Raw genomic sequence first — 18438 nt, 5'->3', positions numbered from 1 at the left:
AGATATTTATCGTTCTTTATTTTTTTAAAAAAAGGAAAACCCCTTGTGCATATCCAATTTGTCGTTTAATATTAATAAAAGTTGATACTTTAATATTTTTATCTATTTCTGGATATCTTTTCAGTATTTTGTTTACTTCCTCCAAGAACCGACCCCGTTAGCGACCATGGACTGGGGAGTTTTGTTTCATCGATCAACGCCTCCTCCTCTTTTCCTAAGCACACTCTCGCTGATATAAAAATTCAGGGGTCGTGAAAAAACAATACGTTATAGTAGAGAGCTTGTGCCAAACGCACAAACCTTTCTTTATAGATAAAGTGAGGCTCATTATGCAAAGAGAATTTTACGTTGAAGAGCATAGTATCCTTCTAGATGAAAACAAAAAAACATTCGCTACCAACGTTCTTCTTTCCGATAAAATAGGGAGCCCTTCTCTTACAAAATCTTTTCATAAAGAAAACTGTTCTATTCTTTCTTTGTTAGAAAACAACATCCCTGAAGCCGTGTGGGAAACGGTGGAAAATTACGGGTCTTGGGAAGGCGCCGTAATAGACGATGGAACACTCCATCGATACTGGATTTCTATTCAACAACTTATAAGCAAAAACAAGCGAAAATTATACCTTGTCAGAGCAGGAATTGAAAAGGGAGGAACGCCTCACATTACAAAGGGGGAAACGTATCCTAACTTGCCATACCAAATTTCTGACCGTACAACGCTTATGTTTCTTTTAAAACAACGCATTAAGAAAAAACTTTCGAGCGACACTTTTGCTCTTATTATTGTTAATTTTGATCGTTTCAGAACTCTTAAAGATGGGAATGGTTCTTTTAGCGGGAAACAGGTTCTTATCCAAACTATCCGATTACTTTTTGCCTTGTTGACTGAAGAAGATTTTTTCTTTAAAACGAGAAATAATGAATTCGCCCTTTTTGTTCCTCTAAAAAAACCTGAACGCCTTTCTTCCCTTATAAAAGGAATTAAAAAGATTTTCTCCCAACCTATAATTGTAGATAATGAAACATTTGAAATCTCAACCCATATAGGAGCAAGCCTTTTTCCCCAGAATGCAGCTTCAGCGGAACAACTTATGCGTTGCGCAGACATGGCGCTTCATCAAGCTAGGCAAAATAAAATTTCAAACGATGTCATCTTTTATAACAACAACATTGAGGAAGAAGTTAAAAAAGTTTTAAGACTCGAAAAAGACCTCTACAGAGCTTTAGAACGGAAAGAGCTTTTTTTGCAATACCAGCCACAAATAGATATAAAAACATCTAACGTTATTGGCGTAGAGGCTCTTCTTCGCTGGCATCGTGGCTACAAAGAAGTTATTTTTCCTAACGATTTTATTCCCATGGCCGAGACTTCCCTTGTTATGATAGATATTGGGAGGTGGGTACTCCAAGAAGCTTTTGTACAGGCCAAAAAATGGATAAAACAAGGTATCCAATTAAACATATCAGTAAATATCTCTCCTGTTCAAATTTATCAAGATCGACACTTAAAAGAAGAGATAGAAAAATTACTTAGATTTACAAGTATCCCAGCTTCAATGCTTACACTGGAAATAACAGAAAAAACCCTGCGAGATCGTCATGGCCTTTTTGAGAAGGTCATGGGAGAAATTCGTTCCCATGGGGTAAAAATCTACTTAGATGATTTCGGGAAAGGTTATTCGTCTATAGATTTTGTAAAAAGCTTTCCCTTCGATGGAATAAAAATTGATCGAGAGATCATAACAAATGCCCCTCGCTCTGCGAGAGAAAAAACCTTTGCTAATTCTTTCATTCGCATGGCCCATAGCTTAGTTCAACATATTGTTATAGAAGGCGTTGAGACAAACGAGCAAATTAACAGCCTGGACTTAGGTCTCTCCAACCTAAGTATCCAAGGGTACTACTACAGTCCCCCACTCGACGCCGAAAAGATAGCTCCCTTCATTCTAACAAAAAGAAACAGCCTCCATCTGGAGGCTGTTGGTAGATCGTCGATTCAACGATATGATCCGAAAGACATAGGCCCCGTGTAACAAAAGCGCTCACTTAACAAGAAACGAACCTTGTCTGTACATAAATCCCATGCCTCCGGCTCCTTGTTCAGCAGACTTACCATTTCGTTAAGAAGTCCATCTATTATTGCGTCGGTGGCCTTCGGATCTCTAGACGTACTTTCTATCTTAGCAACAAGTTCCTGTACTTTTGACATAATCTACCCCACCTCCTTCTCCAAGAATTCACAAAGGAGATTATAGCACTCTCTCTCACTATTCGGATCTTCTATTGAGAAATAAAAGAAACAATTCGAAGTAACAAAGGAACCGCTAAAACAGTCAACACCCCACAAAGGCCTGTAGCCAGACTACTAAATGCCCCTTCTATCTCCCCCATTTCAAAAGCACGGCTCGTTCCTACAGCGTGAGAGCTGGTACCTATAGCCAATCCTCGTGCAATCGGATGATGTATACAAGCTATTTTGCACAAAATAGGAGCAATAATAGCTCCTGAAACTCCTGCACCAATTATTGCAAGAACTGTAATAGGGACCACTCCTTCTATAATAAGGGCTATCTCTATACCAATTGGTGCTGTTACAGATTTTGGAACCATGGATAGGAAAAAATCCTCTCCAAAATTGAAAAGACCACAGAGCGACCACACACTTATAAAAGCCGTCAGAATCCCTACACCTATAGAGATTAGAATAGATAAAAGGTTTTCTTTTAGTCGCGAAAATTCCCGATATATCGGAACCGCCAACAAAACAGTCACAGGTCCTAAGAACATGGATATAACATCGCCGCCACTGCGATAATCCTCATAACTATAATCTGTCATTGCTATGATAAGCCCAATGGTCACTGCTGAAAAAATGACTGGCATCAGAACAACCAATCTCGTCTTTTTGCGAACCCAGCCCCCAAGAACATACGTTCCCACCGTAAGAGCTATAGCAAAAAGAGGGGTACGAAATATATCAAGAAAGGTTTCCATTCGATCTTCTCTCTTTCCTTCGCAACAGATACTGTGCGGTAACTCCTGTAGCTGCCATTACAAGGCACGTTGAGACAACAACAATAAATATAAATTGAGGGGCGACATGCATAATTTTGTCTTTGCTTGTAATCACTCCTAAAATAACCGGTACAAAGAAAAAAGCCAGATTGCCTAAACAAAAATCAGCTAACTCTCTTAAGGATTCTATAGAAATAATGTTACTGCATAAAAGCACTAATAAGAGCATCATTCCTATGACACTCCCAGGGATAGGGAGCTTTGTAAAAAATTGCAGTGCCTGTCCTATAAAAAATATGACAAGAACGATCAAAAGCTGTTGAAGCAATTTCAAAAAAACTACCTCCTTTAAAAAGGACAACCCTTTTACATTGTAGAGAGGGAACGTAGCACCGGAGGGCTGGATCAGATGTTCCACACCACAAACCTTTTATTTTGTGGAGAGGGAATTCTATTCCTCCTACAAAAAAATTTTAGCTACATATTTTCATCAGGTATGTTTTGCAAATCTTCCATCCATGGAGTTTCTTCGCTGTCGCTAGGAGCTCGATAGTCTCCTCGTGGTGACAGAGAACCTCCTGACCCTACCTTGGGAGAATTTGGAACGCATGACCGCTTATATTGGCTCGTTTTATAAAAACGATGAATAAAAATCTCTAGCCAATATTTGATTTCAGACAAAGTATATTGGTGCCTTTTCTCTAATGAAATATCAGGCCACTCTCCTAGTGTAACATCATGCCATGCACACCAAGAAAGAAACGCTACTTTAGAAGGGAGAAAACCATAACGTGTTATGTAGAATATATTAAAATCTTGAAGCTCATAGGGACCAATAACCGCTTCCGTCCTTTGACCAGGTTGATCCCCTTTTTGTCCTGGAATAAGTTCAGGGCTTATCTCCGTATTCAAAATATCTTCAAGAAAAACAGAAACATCCGCGCCTAAAAGCTTTCTAGATGCAACCCAGTGAATAATATATTGAATTAAAGTTTTAGGCAGGCTTGCATTTACGTTATAGTGAGACATGTGATCTCCCACCCCGTACGTACACCATCCGAGGGCTAGCTCACTCAAATCCCCAGTTCCCACTACCATTCCGCGGTGACAATTTGCAAGCCTAAAGAGAATCGAAGTTCTCTGCCCGGCTTGAACATTCTCAAAAGTTATGTCGTACAGATTTTCTCCCGCAGCATACGGGTGACCAATATCCTTTAACATCTGAAGACAACTCGGACGTATATCGATCGTCCCAATCTGCACTCCAAGAGAATTCATAAGATTATAAGCATTCTTCAAGGTTTTTTCAGACGTCGCAAAGCCTGGCAAAGTATACGCTTTCACATTTTCTCTCGATAGTCCTAGCATGTCCACCGTCTTTGCACATATCAAGAGAGCATGAGTCGAATCAAGCCCTCCCGATACCCCAATTACAAGATTTGTAAGCCCTGCAGCTTTCATCCTCTTAGCAAGCCCCTGAGCCTGAATATTAAAAATCTCATAACAACGTTTATCTCGAAGCTCCACATCCATAGGAACATAAGGGAATCGGGGAATCGTACGAACAGGAGTAATTTTTCCTGAAGGAACTTTCAGTGAAAATTTAATTCTTCTAAAAGGTTCACTATTTCCCCCCTTCATCGTCCTCTTCTCCACAAAACTTGTCATGATCATTCGATCTTTAGCAAGACGGCCAAGATCCACATCTGCCATTACAACTTGGGGATCCCAAGAAAATCGCTTCGATTCTGCCATAAGCTCCCCATTTTCATAGATCATGGCATGTCCATCCCAAGCGAGATCTGTAGTGGATTCCCCTGGCCCCGACGCTGTGTATATATAGGCAGAAATACACCGAGCCGATTGGTTGGACGCTAGGGAGCGACGATATTCTTCTTTACCAATAGTAACGTTAGAAGCTGACAAATTGGCGATAATAGTAGCACCATTCAAGGCAGCATAGCTAGAGGGAGGAATAGGTGTCCACAGATCTTCGCATATTTCACAGAAAAGCCTAAAGTCTGGAATATTTACCGCTTCAAATATCAGGTCCGTCCCTATGGGAACATTCCTCTGTCCTAAAATATCTATGGAATTTACTAAAAGTTCACTCGCTTGACGAAAATGGCGCAGCTCATAGAACTCTCGATAGTTTGGCAAAAAGCTCTTGACAGCAATGCCAAGGATTACCCCTTTAAGTATGACTACAGCACAATTGAAAAGCCCATTCACAACTTTAAGAGGTGCGCCTACAATCACAATCATGTCCATTGAAGCAGTGGCCTCAAGGACCATACCAAGGCTGGACAACGCTGATTTTTGCAATGCATCCTGAAAAAACAGGTCTTCATTCGTATAACTGGACAATCCCAACTCTGGGAAAGCAGCTAAAATCGCGTGTTGGTCATAAGCTTTCCGAGCCAAATCTATAGTCTTGCCCCCATTGTATTCAGGGTCACTTACCTTTAGTTCGGGAATACACGCAGCAACACGTACAAAATTATGATTGTATAAGTTAAAAAAGTCCTTTCTCTCCTCCACAGCTTCCCTCCTTAACTTTTCGTCGTGCTTTAATATAGCAAAAAATAGAAATCCAAGGCCTTCTTGTAAATTATACAGTCTCTGTCAGTTAAAATAACTCTCTTCCCCTAATAAAAAGTGATATTTCCCATCATCAGATCTGAATATTTCACAACGTTTCTCAAGGTAAACTATCGGAAACTCTCGTAATTCCTGCAGGGGTATTTGATCTCTCCCGTTAAGACTTTATAAAAAGACACGGTATCCGCCGATCATTTTTCATACCCCCTTAATAAAAGGAAGAACTACCTTTTGGGCGACTTCTCCTTTACAAAAACTCAGCAGCGCTTTTATGAGAGCATAAAAACTAAAAAATTAATATATACAAAATATATACAAAAATAAAAAAACAAAGACTAGTTTGTCTCAAGGGAATAATGTATCTTAGAGCCATCATATGGAAAGAGAGGCTTAGTTAAAATGAAGACACCTCGAGAAAACCAGCAATCTATTTCTGACAACTATGTGAAAGGGACATTTTTTGCTCTCTTGTCCGCTTTTTTATTTGGTTTTATCCCTATCCTCGCTATATATGCCTATAAAGAAGGGGTTAATGTAATAACATTTCATTTTATTCGGTTCACTCTTGCTTCCATTGCTCTTTTCGCCTTGCTCTTCCGCAAAAAAGGTTACCAATGCTTTTTATTGGGGAAAAAAGACTTCCTGCATATGTTTGTACTTGGAGGCATTCTCTTTACTCTTACTAGTTTTAGCTATTTTTCAAGCTTTCAATATATACCAGCGTCCATGGCTACTCTCATTTTTTATTCATACCCTGCTGTCGTTGCCATCGTAACAGTATACATAAATAGGGAACCTATTACTCAAATGCTCCTCGCCTCCATTATTTTGTCATCGGCAGGCCTTTTTTTTCTTACAGGGGACATCATCTATTCAATTAGTATAAAAGGAGTGTTTTTAGCTGGAGTCGCTTCTTTTTCTTACACCTCATATATTCTTTACGGGAACTCTCTTATGAAAAATATCTCATACCAGATTATTGTCGCCTATGTCTGTTCCTTTTCTGCTTTGTCTTTTCTAATAGCTGGCGTAACTACTCATAATCTGTTGCTTTCTCATACTCCATCTGTGTGGCTTATTTTCTGTTTCATTTCTTTTGTTTCCGTTTCTGGTTTCCTCTCTTTTTTCCTTGGTGTAAAACTAACGACTCCCGCAATCGCTGCCATTCTTAGCATGACAGAACCACTTGTAACCGTTATCCTCTCTATTGTCTTTTTTCGAGAACATCTGAGCTTTTCGCAATATTTTGGTGGAATTTTAGTACTGACAGGATCTCTTATAGCGTTGCTGAAAGGGCAATAGGCACTTAAAAACAAGAATAATTGCTTTATACTAAAGCCCCTTTCTCAGCCGTTGCGATCTCAATTTCATCTTTAGCCCTTTTCTTCTGCCCTAACTCTTCATACACACAGGCTCGTTCATATCGAATGGTTGAAAGCAAATCTGTCGGTCTATCTTTCTTTCGACGTAACGCCGCAGTCAACACATCGCGTGCAGCAGAGAAATAGCCGAGTTTTCTAAGAGCTTTGCCCCTATATAACAACAAAGCGCTATGAAGAGCTGTTTCGTTATTTATACCCTCACTGATCTCTATCACTTCTTTAAGAGCAACTGCCTCATCAGGGATATTTTTCGATATTTCTATAAGCAGCTCCGCTAAAGAAAGGCGAAGAGACACATCGTGGGGACTTTCTGTCATAAGCTCTCTAAGTATAACAACAGCTTCGTCATACTCCTCCACTTGCTGCAGGGCTTCTACTAAAGCAAGGGAAACTCCCTTTTCATCTGGCCATATTTCCACGTTTACTTCTTCGGAAAGAGGTAAGTGAAGCGACATGCAGACACCTAATTTCTTAAAAAGGGAACCTAGAGAATTCTTTTGTTCCTTCGCTTGACGAAAAGCAACAACCGCCTGCTGAGGATTATTCCCGCTAAGGCTTATAAGCCCAGCCATAAAGGCTGAATCTGCTATATTTAGAGATTGGCAAAAGCAAATTAAAGCTTTGTCTTCGTTAGACTCTAAATACGCCCTCAAGCCATCTATAAAGTTTTCTTCTGATTGCGACAGGAAAAATCTTCTAAAAAAGCCAGGAGAGAGTTTCTTTTTTATAATTTCCTCCCGCGTCGCAATAGAACGCGAACCTGATTCTTTTAAGCCTGAACCTTTTTTCCAGGAGCTCATAGTCGTGTAATAAAGACCCGTCCCAGGAATACCTACTGTCTTCCTTACTCCGCGAGGACCTACCGTTACCTTCGCACCTCTTGCCCCTACAGAAACAGAAGCTCCCGATTTACTCAAATTAATGGAAATACCAGGAGCAACTCTAAAGCGTCTCGTAAAACGAAACCCCATGCCATTCCCTCCCTTGATATGGCTAACCTATCATAGCAACTCTTCGTATTCAACCTAAAAAAGCTACTCTCCACATAAGCGTCGCTATAACGTAAAATACATAAGACCGCTTCTAAATGTCCATCTTTTTTATAACCGAAAGTTAAAAAATTATACTAGGGAAAACTCTGGATACTTTTAATTTAGTGAATGAGTCTCAGGGGGCAGTGCTGTGATTATAAGTGCCAGTAGACGTACAGACATACCAGCTTTTTATGCCACGTGGTTCATAACTCGCTTGAAAGAGGGATTCGTTTATGTGCAAAACCCTATGAACCTCAAACAAATCAGCAACATTCCACTCAATAAAGAAGTCGTCGATTGTATTGTTTTTTGGACAAAAAACGCAATTCCTCTGATAAGCCATCTTGACGCTATAAATCGCATGGGGTTCAGATATTATTTTCTCTTCACCCTCAATCCTTATGATAACAGCATCGAAAAAAGAGTAGGCGACAAAAAAGAAATTATAAAAGGATTTAAAAAGTTAAGCGATACAATCGGGAAAGAAAGGGTTATCTGGCGCTATGACCCTGTTATCATCAATAACAACCTTTTCATTGAACATCATCTTCGCTCATTTTACAAACTGAGCAAGCTGCTTTCTGGCTATACGTCCAAATGTATTTTTAGTTACGTAGATCTATATGCCAAAATAAAACGAAGAGCACAAGAAATAGTAGGAGAGATCGGCATTCAAAATATGCATAAAATTGCTTACGGTTTCTCTGAAATTGCAAAAGAATGGAATATTTCGCTTGAGACATGTTCCGAAAAAATCCCCTTGAGTCAGTATGGCATACAACATGCTTCATGCATTGATAAGAGAACTATAGAAAAAATTACAGGATACCCTCTCAAAGGGACAAACGACAAAAATCAGCGCCCCGAATGTGGGTGCATGGAAAGCATCGATATAGGAGCATACAATAGCTGCTCTCACGGCTGCCTCTATTGTTATGCCAACACAAGCGATGAGACTGTTTACAAAAACATACAACTTCACACCCCTTCTTCTCCCCTGCTCATAGGAACACCACGTGCAAAAAACAAAATAACAGACAGGGCAGTAAAGTTATTGAAAGAAACGCAAATTTTGTTATTGTAACAAAGCTGGTTAAAGACGGTGCACTCCTGCCGCAATAAAAGAAAATCCAGCCTTAGTAAGAGCTTCGGCAGTGCTATTTACAGCCTTATGTTTCAAAAGATAATTACGAGAAAGGGCGTCCCAATCTCCAGAAGCCTCTATTTCCTTTTTATCTCTAAAATAATCAAGAATATCCGAGGGATGGGCAAGTTGCTGCTCATCCTCTGGATTTCCACCTTCATGTTTCGCTGAAATATTAGGTATCGTTTTTACGAGTTCTAACAAGTCATCTCTTCGGTTATAAGGCTGCTGAACAATACTCTTCCATGTTTCCGTAATATGATGTTCTATACGGACTTGGTTTTCTAGTTTAAGCTCCTTGCGAATAGCTGCTGCTTGGGCAAGATGTTCGGCATCAATAGAGTTAGACAGATTAAATCCAGCCAGAGGCGTAGATCCATCCTCCCGTGCAAAAAGCCGAGCAGCAAGCAATGTCCATAAAACGGCATACGGATTATCGTTCCCCATAAAAACTGAGATTTTAAACTTAATATTCACCCCTAAGCGATAAAGAAGGTACCCCAAAAAAACCGTCCCTGGATTAATATTAAGAACTTCATCAACACCGTAATTTACATAGTAATAAAGGAATTCATCAATCCACCGTAAGGGATGGCTGTTAGGTTGCCCGATTCCACCAAAATATCCCGTAATAGTGCTCGGGCCTCCAAGGTGGATGTTAGAACCATCAGTCCCTTTCGTATCAAGAGTTTCTACGCAACTTGCACCTAAAATTTTTATAGCAGCCCGCACTGCGGGCAAATCTTCGTTTTCAGCTTCTTGTTCCTTCATTTTTCTCTCGCGAATAAACCGTCCAGGAAGAACTTCCCCTTTTTCAATAGCCTGCTTAACTTCTGCTACGAGCCACGGAAAATATTGGAGGGCACTGATCTCTAAAGTTGGGGCCTTTGTTTCGTCATAGTCCCATATCGGGCGATCTGGGGCAACTCGGGAACGATATTCTGAAAGAGAAATAAAACTTCCGCTATCTTTGGCATTCTGAAGCCATTCCAAATCTTTTATGTAGGGAGATCTTATTCGCTCTAGCTTTTTCATATGGTTTTCTACTTTCCCCGCTTCATGCGCTTTTTTGTTGATTTCGTCTACTGTTCCATACTTTGCAACTACCCTGCTCAAGTCAGACACGGCATCGTTTCGAGGGTCGGAAAGGAAATTATTAATATCATCTACCACGCAAGGAGCAATACTCAAAAACTGATAGGCCATTTCGAAACTCCTCCTCACATATAAAATAATTTTACTTCCCACAGATCCTGCTTACCGCCCAAACACTGTATCTTAATAAACCGTAAACATAATAATAAAACAAAAAGATTACATTTGGGAATACCTCTGTCTTACAAAAAATATTCCTCCTATTGACACTCCGTAATTTTGAGGACATCCTTCCAGCGCTGGGAATACATCGCAGTCTTGACATCAATTATGAACTTGACATTGAAATGGAAGTTGTTGTGGCCGGCGCAGGCATTTTCCCTAACATCTTATCCCAAATAGATTCTCACACAATTGACGAACAAAAGAAAATACATAACAATGATAGTTCTAAAGGATGTAAAAGTTAAAGAACTCACAGATTGAGGAGAAATTAAATGCAATGAAAACATTCATTGGGAACAAAAAAATTGGACTCGCCCTTGGAGGTGGGGCTGTTCTTGGTGCTGCCCATATAGGAGTATTAAAAGCATTTGAAGAATGTAACATCCCCGTAAGTTATATAGCTGGAACAAGTATTGGAGCGTTCATCTCCGCTTTTTTTGCTTTTGGCAAGAGATGGGAAGAAATTAGGGAAATTGCAAGAGGTTTGAATTGGCTTGATATCTCAGGAATATCCCTATCACAATTTGGATTGCTTTCAAATAAAAAACTAGGTAAACTCATTATTGAAAATCTTGGGAACGTTACTTTCGACGAGGCTCATATTCCCGTAGCTATGGTAGCAGCAGACATTACAAGTGGAGAAAAAGTTGTGCTTAAAAAAGGGGATGTGGCAACTGCCGTAACGGCAAGTACATGCATTCCAGGTGTTTTCGTGCCTGTGGAGATAAATAATCAACTTCTTGTGGATGGCGGGATAGTTGAAAATGTCCCTATAACTCCACTAAAAGAGATGGGAGCTGATTTGATTATTGGTGTCGATCTTAACGCTAAACACGGAGAAAAAAGACCTGAGAATATTATTGAAGTGTTACTGAGATCTTTCGATATTGCATTGAAAACAGCCACAAAGTTACAGACTGAAGAAGCCGATATCCTCATTAAACCAGATCTTTTTGCTTTCAATATGATCGATACAGGACAAACAGAAGCCCTCATTGAAAAGGGATATTTTGAAGCACGTAAAACATTAGAAAACATAATCTAGGAAGTGCTGCGAAAACGATATCTAGAGAGGTCTCATGATATGGCCAAATACAGTATGCTTAATAAGGCAGATGTTTCTCTTGATGTAATAATTTTATTCATTATCGGGATGATAATGTTGATTACTGGTACATTGCTTTTCCCAGTATCTGCGGGAATACTCCCTTACTATGAAAATGGCTTGTATGGATTGCTGCTGTTCATTTTTGCTTTACAGATGATCACCCTTGGGAAAACACCTTTTCGAGAAATGCGCCAATCAAAGCTTTTACTTATTATCGGCGTAGTAATTGCATCAATAGGTATTGTCACATGCTTTATTCCTGATATCTTCAACCCAATTCCCCGCATACTGTTGTCCCTCTGCTTTGGCCCGGGGGGGGTTTTGCTTCTTATACAAATGGTCTTTTCCAAAGAAAAACTCCGATCATGGTTACAATATGGAAGAAGTTTCCACCACCTCATTTTCGGGTGCGGAGCAGTGTATCTATTATCCATGTTGATTGGAATGCTTATTTGGGATCACAGCCTATTTTCAACGTCTATAACAGCCGTAACCATTCTGATTTATGGGGTAGCAATTGTCTATCTTGCAGAAACTCTTCGACGAATATATCGCATGTATCCAGAAGCAGAAAAATCACGTGAGGGGGATATAGATCTTTCTTCAGATAAAGCTATGATTTTAGTGACAGCTATTTTTATGCAGCTTCTTGGAATACTGCTGATTCCGGTAAATTGGGGGTTGCTTCCTTTTTCCGGAAGTGCACAACTTGGACTTCTGATGGTTATTTTTGCAGTACAAATGCTAGCATTCGGAAATACACCAATCGGGCCATTCTTCCGTTCATGGCTCATGATTTTATTCGGCTTTATATTTGCTGCACTCGGAATTATATCCTGCATTATTCCTGAAATTTTAGTCTCGCCATTAACAGTGCTCATCGGAGCCCTTAACATAATTGGTGGCATCACAACATTAGGGAAAACATGTCTTCCCCTCTTCAAAAAAGGAAGGAATCCACATCTCCCTACGCCTCGAATTCTGGTGAAACTTTATGTAACTCAACTAGCGATGAATCTAGTGGCTATTCTTTTTGGTGTATCGATGTTTGTTTCCCACCTGATTCCAGGACAAATTATTGGCGTGATCCTTACTGCAAATGGATGCATCCTTTTATATTTATTACATATATTGTCTCTTATCGATAAGATAAGGGCAGAGGGTACCAACTAACCACCCTAAAAATAAGTCCCCTTTGTACGATAGTTTTCACGACGCTCACGTGCCAGTTTGCGAATGGTCTTGTCAAATTCTTCTCTGTTCCCCCTATAAAGAGCATCTACATCGCGCATAATTTGAGGGAAAATAATTACAAGAGACTTATTCTCCATTTCCTCAAAAATATAGTCAACTGCATCATCTACACTGATAGAATCTGGGGGCGGTGTTAATTCCCCAAATATTGGCGTACGAACATTGCCAGGACAAAATACACTAAATTGCAGACCATCAGCTTCCAGCTCATATTGTAGGCTCTCGGTCATAGAGATAACGGCGCTTTTACTTGCAGCATATACCGCTTGATAAGGGACAGGAATTCGCCCTGTTATGGACCCCGCGTTTATAATGTGTCCGAACCCCTGCTCTCGCATAAGAGGTATCGCAGCATATGTTCCGTAAACAACACCCATTAAATTTAAGTCAATAATAAATCTCCAAATATCGAAGGTTATCTTCTCTGTAGGAAGTGTCATCCCCATTCCTGCATTGTTGAATACGAAATCAAGGTGTCCATCAAAGGCTTTTGCTGCGCTAATAAGTTTCGTAACATGCTCGAGATTTGTAACATCTACAAGTTGAGGAAAAACTTTTCCTTGATATGCGAGACCCAACCGTCTAGATTCCCTTTCAAGATTTGTCTCGTTTACATCCCCCATAAAGACTGCCATAGCGCCCCTTGCAAGCAAATGCTCTGCTATTCCCAAGCCTATGCCAGAAGCAGCTCCTGTTACCACTGCTACTTTATTTTCAAAATATCCACTCATATCACACCCCATTTATCCTCTACGGCAAAATTCTTGAATCGCCAACGTTGAGCCTAGCAGTACCTTTTGCCATTGCCACGCTAACATGTTTTAATATTGGCAAATCTGCAAGAGTACTGATAATCTTGAACTGTAGCGGATGCTGCTCCTGAGTGAGTTTTGTCCATTGAATTCCGCCTTCACACGCCCAAACCCGCTTCGCCATCATCTCTTGTGGATAAAGAGTTGCGTGACTCAACGTAGCGCCACCTTTGCCAAGATTGGGCAAATAACGCCATCCAAAGTAATTTGTTTTGTAATCTTTGTTTATTTCATTAACATCCTTTTCGCAAAGTTCGCTTTTTCTTAGAAAATCAACCTTGAGGAAATTATTATTTTCATAGCTTGCACTCGTGTACCAATGGCTACCAACATGATGTTCGGCAGAAATATCAGCAAAAACTTTAGGCATACCGTCCTCTTCGCGCCCCCCAATAATGGCGCAGGCGTGATTTTCCCAAATTACAAACACATATTCACCAACAAGCCCTTCTGAATTACCCAAATATCGAACAGGTGCTGTAACTTGTATGAGGCGATATTCCCCACCTGCCATCCAATCTACATCACGACAGTTTGCAAATTGAACACTTACCAAAGGCTGTCGAAGCTCAAAGTCCTCCGGAATAAGTTGTAGTAAAGCCTCTTGTTCTGTTTCATACTTCACACTGATACTCGTCATATCTCCATACTCTGTTCTCACCGGATAAAAAGGATATCCTCCAAAATGTACCGGCATTTTGTAAACATAATCATCATTAAACCTGAATTTGCCTCTCAAAACACCACCTCCATGCATAACAGTTTAAATTATTATATAATATTTATTTTCGTTGAACAATATAATAATAACGTTCCTAATTTGCTTTTGCACCATGTTAAAATTTAAAAACTATTTTTACTCTCATCTTTTCGTTATACTGAGAGATATCTATACTTATAATGAAAGAGTATGGTAGAGAAAAAAGAGGGTGACATTATGAGATGTACGTTGCTGTCATTGCTCGTTGGATCGATTATATTTTTCATGGCAACACAAACGTATGCCGCAACCATAAAAAGAGAGGAAAAGAGCGATGATGAGTGGGAAGCCATCCTCACGCCGGAACAATACGCTATCACCAGAAAAAAGGGGACAGAACCTCCTTTCTCAGGAGCATATTGGAACTCACACGAAAAAGGAACGTATGTTTGTGCTTGTTGTGGAGCTTGGCTTTTTTCTTCAGAAGAAAAATTTGATTCGGGCTCAGGTTGGCCAAGCTTCTGGGCAACCGTAAAAGATGCTCCTATAACAGCAAGACAAGATTTCTCTTTCGGAAAGGAACGAACAGAAGTTCTTTGCGCCCGCTGTGACGCTCACTTAGGACATCTTTTTCCAGACGGGCCTGAACCTACTGGAATGCGATATTGCATAAACTCAGCTGCTTTGAAATTTATTCCTGAAGAATAAAGAAGGCACACGTAGCCTGAAAAAATTGAGTCTATTAGGCAATAGTTACATTTGATGGCAAACATCAAGCCGTAGTTTAAGATTATGGGCAATGTGGATAACTTTGAGATATTCAGCATGAGTTGGGCAACGGTTTATCTCTTGAAAAGTATCGGACGATACCTCTCCCGCGGGATGATACTGAGACATTACATTAACATAGGTATAGGGAGAAACTTTCTCTGCAAGGAAACGGAGAATAGCCTCACTGCCAGCAACTTCTCCAGGCATAACTAAATGGCGCACAAGGAGACCTCGTTTCGCCAAACCATGTTCGTCGAGCTTCAAATCTCCCACTTGGCGATTCATTTCCATAATTGCCTCGCACGCAACTTCTGGATAATCAGCAGCCGTGAGATAACGAAAAGCCTGAGCGGCGCTCCATATTTTGAAGTCTGGCATATAAATATCAATGATCCCATCAAGAAGTCGCAGGCTATAGAGTGAATCATAGGCTGAAGTATTGTAAACGATTGGCAGGCGAAGCCCTTTTTCAGCAGCAATTGACACCGCTGCAATAATCTGTGGAACCACATGAGATGGAGTTACTACATTTATATTGTGGCAGTCAGCAAGTTGCAACTCTAACATAAAGGCAGCAAGCTGTTCTGGAGTAATTTCAACACCATTTCCCAAATGAGATATTTCATAGTTCTGACAAAAAACACAATTTAAATTGCAGAAAGCAAAAAAAATCGTGCCACTCCCATTTTGCCCACGTAAACAATCCTCTTCTCCAAAATGTGCAAAGTGGCTTGAAACTCGTGCAAGTAGTCCTGTTTTACATATTCCTGTCTCGCCTGCCAGGCGGTTCGCTTCACAACAACGGGGACAAAGGGTACAACTTTCGAGATCAGCTAGAGCCCGTTCCGCTCGTCGCTTTAATTCTCCACTATACAAAAGAGAAAGATATGCTGGCTCAAAATCTCGGCTCAAGAGAGTGAATCGATCGACACTATAATCCATAGACTCTTCCCCCTCAACAATATTCCGCAGAATGTTCTTCGAAGGGCTTTATCTTTACCTTTGGCAAACTTCTACCATTTTAGCCACAATAAAAAAAGGACTTCAAACACATCAAAGCATTGAAGTCCCTTACTCTTTCTTATATGGTGCCGGAGGGGAGACTCGAACTCCCACAGACCCAAGGCCCGGCGGATTTTGAATCCGCTGCGTCTACCATTCCGCCACTCCGGCAACGCCAATATTTTTATCACAGAAAGGGGATGATGTCCAGCGATTTAACGTATTTCCATGTAGATGGACCGCCCCATCTACTGAAGAAGCGCCCTCCTGACTTTCAGAAGGGCGCAAGTTGTTCATTTTATAGTAATAACAGAGACAGGGCAATTATCTCGTGCTTCCATTGCCGCATCTTCCACAGATTCAGGAATAGGGTCTACATAAACCTCGGCGCGACCATCTTCACCCATACGAAATACCTGTGGGCAAATCGATGCGCATAATCCGCAGGAAATACAACCTTCTTTATCTATAGTTGCTTTCATATGTTAACCCCCTTCTTACATTAAGCATTCATGAACAGTTTTATATCATCGTCAACTGTTCCTATGCCCGCAATTCCAAATTTTTCAACTAAAACTTTTGCCACATTAGGTGATAAAAACCCTGGCAGCGTAGGACCAAGGTGAATATTTCTCACGCCCAAATACAATAACGCAAGAAGCACAATGACAGCCTTCTGTTCGTACCAGGCAATATTATAGGCGATTGGAAGTTTGTTGATGTCATCAAGGCCAAACACATCCTTGAACTTCAGAGCAATAACCGCCAATGAATAAGAGTCGTTACATTGCCCGGCATCAAGCACTCTCGGAATCCCGCCAATATCGCCAAGATCCAGTTTATTATACCGATATTTTGCACAGCCAGCAGTGAGAATGACGGTATCCTCCGGTAGCTTTTTGGCAAATTCTGTGTAATACTCCCTTGATTTCATGCGCCCATCGCAACCGGCCATGACAAAGAACCTTTTAATCGCCCCGGATTTAACAGCATCAACAATTTTATCTGCTAGAGCAATTACCTGATTATGAGCAAAGCCGCCAACAATATTCCCCGTCTCTATTTCTTCAGGTGCGGGAAGTGTTTTAGCAAGTGCGATAATTTCAGAGAAGTCCTTTTTCCCATTTTCATCGGGCTTAATATGTTTGCAACCAGGGAAACCTGTAGACCCTGTAGTAAAAATTCTACGTCTGATCTCTTCACTTCTGGGCGGAACAATGCAGTTAGTGGTAAACAGGATAGGGCCATGGAAGGGGCCAAATTCATCAATTTGCTTCCACCAGGCATTGCCATAGTTGCCCGCAAAATTATCGTATTTTTTAAAAGCTGGATAGTAATGAGCAGGTAACATCTCTCCATGTGTATATACATCAACACCAGTTCCCTTGGTCTGTTCCAATAACTGTTCTAAATCAGTCAAATCATGTCCGGAAATGAGTATAGCAGGGTTCTTTCTAACACCAATATTAACTTTTGTGATTTCTGGATTTCCGAATCTGGTAGTATTCGCCTCATCAAGAAGAGCCATAACCTTCACGCCATATTCACCAGTTTTAAGTGTCAGATCTACCAAATCATCTGCTGTAAGAGAATCGTCTAAGGTCGCTGCGAGTGCCTCGTAAATAAAATGATTAATACCAAGATCCTCTTTGCCTATATTTTTTGCATGCTCAGCGTAAGCTGCCATACCCTTAAGACCATACGTTATCATTTCTCGCAAAGAACGAATATCCTCATTCTCTGTGGCCAATACGTTAACGAAATTAGCTTTTTTAAGCATAGACTCTCTTGAATTAACAGTAAAGCTTGCAGCATCATGTAAATTACTAACAGAAGAAGACTTTTTAAGTGCATCTCTAAGAGTGAGCACTTTTGTAATCTGTTTTTCAATTGAAACATCATCAAAATTCGCATTTGTGATGGTCATAAATAAACTACTGAGAACCTCATAGTTAGTCACATCAATTTCACTTATATCGACTTTTCCTTTTATAACAATATCTGAAATTCCTTTGAGTGTGTAAATAAGAAGATCCTGAAGTTTTGCAACTTCTTCATTCTTCCCACATATACCTTTAATTGTACAACCGGTATTTTTTGCTGTTTCCTGACACTGATAACAAAACATACCCATTTTGATTCCTCCTTACATTCACAGTATTTTCCCCTTCTCAACTTTTTGGAGCGGGTGCCTTTTCAACGGCGTTCTCCCACCCTCCGCAACAGAGAATATTTTGCCCATCTTTTCTTTGAGTGAGTTGTTTATCTTTATTATTGACTTTACATTTCAAGTTT

General features: G+C 40.3%; 19 protein-coding genes and 1 tRNA gene. 7 read left to right on the top strand and 13 right to left on the bottom strand.

The annotated features are described in order from the left end of the window. The first annotated feature begins 329 nt into the window (after positions 1-329). Positions 330-2033 (top strand): putative bifunctional diguanylate cyclase/phosphodiesterase, encoded by a 1704-nt coding sequence (locus B4J50_RS06780; protein ID WP_286846037.1) that lies wholly within the window; start codon positions 330-332, stop codon positions 2031-2033. Here the strand turns inward: B4J50_RS06780 and B4J50_RS06775 are convergent. From B4J50_RS06775 to B4J50_RS06760, 4 genes are all read right to left on the bottom strand, one after another. After that, positions 1997-2209 carry a hypothetical protein gene (locus B4J50_RS06775; RefSeq protein WP_024822737.1) on the bottom strand — a complete coding sequence of 71 codons (213 nt, stop codon included), beginning with the start codon at positions 2207-2209 and terminating at the stop codon, positions 1997-1999. The genes B4J50_RS06780 and B4J50_RS06775 overlap by 37 nt on opposite strands. Before the next feature lie 71 nt (positions 2210-2280). Then, entirely contained in the window at positions 2281-2994 is a 714-nt protein-coding gene (locus tag B4J50_RS06770) for an LrgB family protein (protein WP_286846038.1), read from the bottom strand. Continuing rightward, a complete protein-coding gene (locus tag B4J50_RS06765; protein WP_286846041.1) occupies positions 2978-3349 on the bottom strand; it encodes a CidA/LrgA family protein in 372 nt (123 codons plus the stop codon). Before B4J50_RS06765 ends, B4J50_RS06770 begins: the two co-directional genes overlap by 17 nt. Positions 3350-3492: 143 nt before the next feature. After that, complete coding sequence (locus B4J50_RS06760) at positions 3493-5556, bottom strand: NAD(+) synthase (protein WP_286846042.1); 2064 nt, start codon at positions 5554-5556, stop codon at positions 3493-3495. 459 nt (positions 5557-6015) lie between these two features. On the opposite strand from B4J50_RS06760, the gene B4J50_RS06755 reads away from it, so the two are divergent. After that, a complete protein-coding gene (locus B4J50_RS06755) occupies positions 6016-6918 on the top strand; it encodes a DMT family transporter (protein ID WP_024822741.1) in 903 nt (300 codons plus the stop codon). Positions 6919-6943: 25 nt separating this feature from the next. Here the strand turns inward: B4J50_RS06755 and B4J50_RS06750 are convergent, their stop codons facing one another. Next, positions 6944-7969: a DUF4236 domain-containing protein gene (locus B4J50_RS06750; RefSeq protein WP_024822742.1), complete on the bottom strand. Its 1026-nt coding sequence runs from the start codon at positions 7967-7969 to the stop codon at positions 6944-6946. 211 nt (positions 7970-8180) lie between these two features. On the opposite strand from B4J50_RS06750, the gene B4J50_RS06745 reads away from it, so the two are divergent. Then, the gene (locus tag B4J50_RS06745; protein WP_024822743.1) at positions 8181-9116 is read left to right on the top strand and encodes a DUF1848 domain-containing protein; all 936 of its coding nucleotides are present in this window, start codon (positions 8181-8183) and stop codon (positions 9114-9116) included. A 9-nt stretch (positions 9117-9125) separates the two neighbouring features. Here the strand turns inward: B4J50_RS06745 and B4J50_RS06740 are convergent, their stop codons facing one another. Beyond that, positions 9126-10382 carry a hypothetical protein gene (locus tag B4J50_RS06740; RefSeq protein WP_286846045.1) on the bottom strand — a complete coding sequence of 419 codons (1257 nt, stop codon included), beginning with the start codon at positions 10380-10382 and terminating at the stop codon, positions 9126-9128. Positions 10383-10534: 152 nt separating this feature from the next. On the opposite strand from B4J50_RS06740, the gene B4J50_RS06735 reads away from it, so the two are divergent. The 3 genes from B4J50_RS06735 to B4J50_RS06725 are packed head-to-tail and all read left to right on the top strand — an operon-like array spanning position 10535 to position 12777. Further along, complete coding sequence (locus B4J50_RS06735) at positions 10535-10741, top strand: hypothetical protein (RefSeq protein ID WP_286846047.1); 207 nt, start codon at positions 10535-10537, stop codon at positions 10739-10741. Between the two features lie 32 nt (positions 10742-10773). After that, positions 10774-11541, top strand: a complete 768-nt coding sequence (locus tag B4J50_RS06730; RefSeq protein WP_024822745.1) for a patatin-like phospholipase family protein — start codon at positions 10774-10776, stop codon at positions 11539-11541. A 39-nt stretch (positions 11542-11580) separates the two neighbouring features. Then, on the top strand, positions 11581-12777 hold the full coding sequence (locus B4J50_RS06725; RefSeq protein ID WP_286846049.1) for a hypothetical protein: 1197 nt from the start codon (positions 11581-11583) through the stop codon (positions 12775-12777). 5 nt (positions 12778-12782) lie between these two features. Here the strand turns inward: B4J50_RS06725 and B4J50_RS06720 are convergent, their stop codons facing one another. Both B4J50_RS06720 and B4J50_RS06715 read right to left on the bottom strand, forming a co-directional pair. Continuing rightward, positions 12783-13589: an SDR family NAD(P)-dependent oxidoreductase gene (locus B4J50_RS06720; RefSeq protein ID WP_286846051.1), complete on the bottom strand. Its 807-nt coding sequence runs from the start codon at positions 13587-13589 to the stop codon at positions 12783-12785. Between the two features lie 19 nt (positions 13590-13608). Further along, positions 13609-14409, bottom strand: a complete 801-nt coding sequence (locus tag B4J50_RS06715) for an acetoacetate decarboxylase family protein (RefSeq protein WP_024822748.1) — start codon at positions 14407-14409, stop codon at positions 13609-13611. 246 nt (positions 14410-14655) lie between these two features. Between B4J50_RS06715 and msrB the strand changes: the two genes are divergently transcribed. Then, positions 14656-15078, top strand: a complete 423-nt coding sequence (msrB, locus tag B4J50_RS06710) for a peptide-methionine (R)-S-oxide reductase MsrB (RefSeq protein ID WP_414630716.1) — start codon at positions 14656-14658, stop codon at positions 15076-15078. A gap of 45 nt (positions 15079-15123) precedes the next feature. Here msrB and B4J50_RS06705 read toward each other — a convergent pair whose 3' ends face one another. The 5 genes from B4J50_RS06705 to hcp all read right to left on the bottom strand — a co-directional run bounded on the left by B4J50_RS06705 (position 15124) and on the right by hcp (position 18277). Next, the gene (locus B4J50_RS06705) at positions 15124-16083 is read right to left on the bottom strand and encodes a radical SAM protein (RefSeq protein WP_286846054.1); all 960 of its coding nucleotides are present in this window, start codon (positions 16081-16083) and stop codon (positions 15124-15126) included. 144 nt (positions 16084-16227) lie between these two features. After that, positions 16228-16314, bottom strand: a tRNA-Leu gene (locus tag B4J50_RS06700). Beyond that, positions 16294-16440: a hypothetical protein gene (locus B4J50_RS06695; protein ID WP_286846056.1), complete on the bottom strand. Its 147-nt coding sequence runs from the start codon at positions 16438-16440 to the stop codon at positions 16294-16296. Before B4J50_RS06695 ends, B4J50_RS06700 begins: the two co-directional genes overlap by 21 nt. Further along, positions 16437-16625 carry a ferredoxin gene (locus tag B4J50_RS06690; RefSeq protein ID WP_024822751.1) on the bottom strand — a complete coding sequence of 63 codons (189 nt, stop codon included), beginning with the start codon at positions 16623-16625 and terminating at the stop codon, positions 16437-16439. The genes B4J50_RS06695 and B4J50_RS06690 overlap by 4 nt, the downstream gene beginning before the upstream one ends. A 20-nt stretch (positions 16626-16645) precedes the next feature. Continuing rightward, on the bottom strand, positions 16646-18277 hold the full coding sequence (gene hcp, locus B4J50_RS06685; RefSeq protein WP_024822752.1) for a hydroxylamine reductase: 1632 nt from the start codon (positions 18275-18277) through the stop codon (positions 16646-16648). Positions 18278-18438 lie beyond the last annotated feature (161 nt).

The sequence above is a fragment of the Aminobacterium sp. UBA4908 genome (assembly GCF_002398115.1).
Classification (GTDB): domain Bacteria; phylum Synergistota; class Synergistia; order Synergistales; family Aminobacteriaceae; genus Aminobacterium; species Aminobacterium mobile.
Note: the sequence above shows the minus strand (reverse complement) of the source record. Positions and strands in the feature narration are given on the sequence as shown.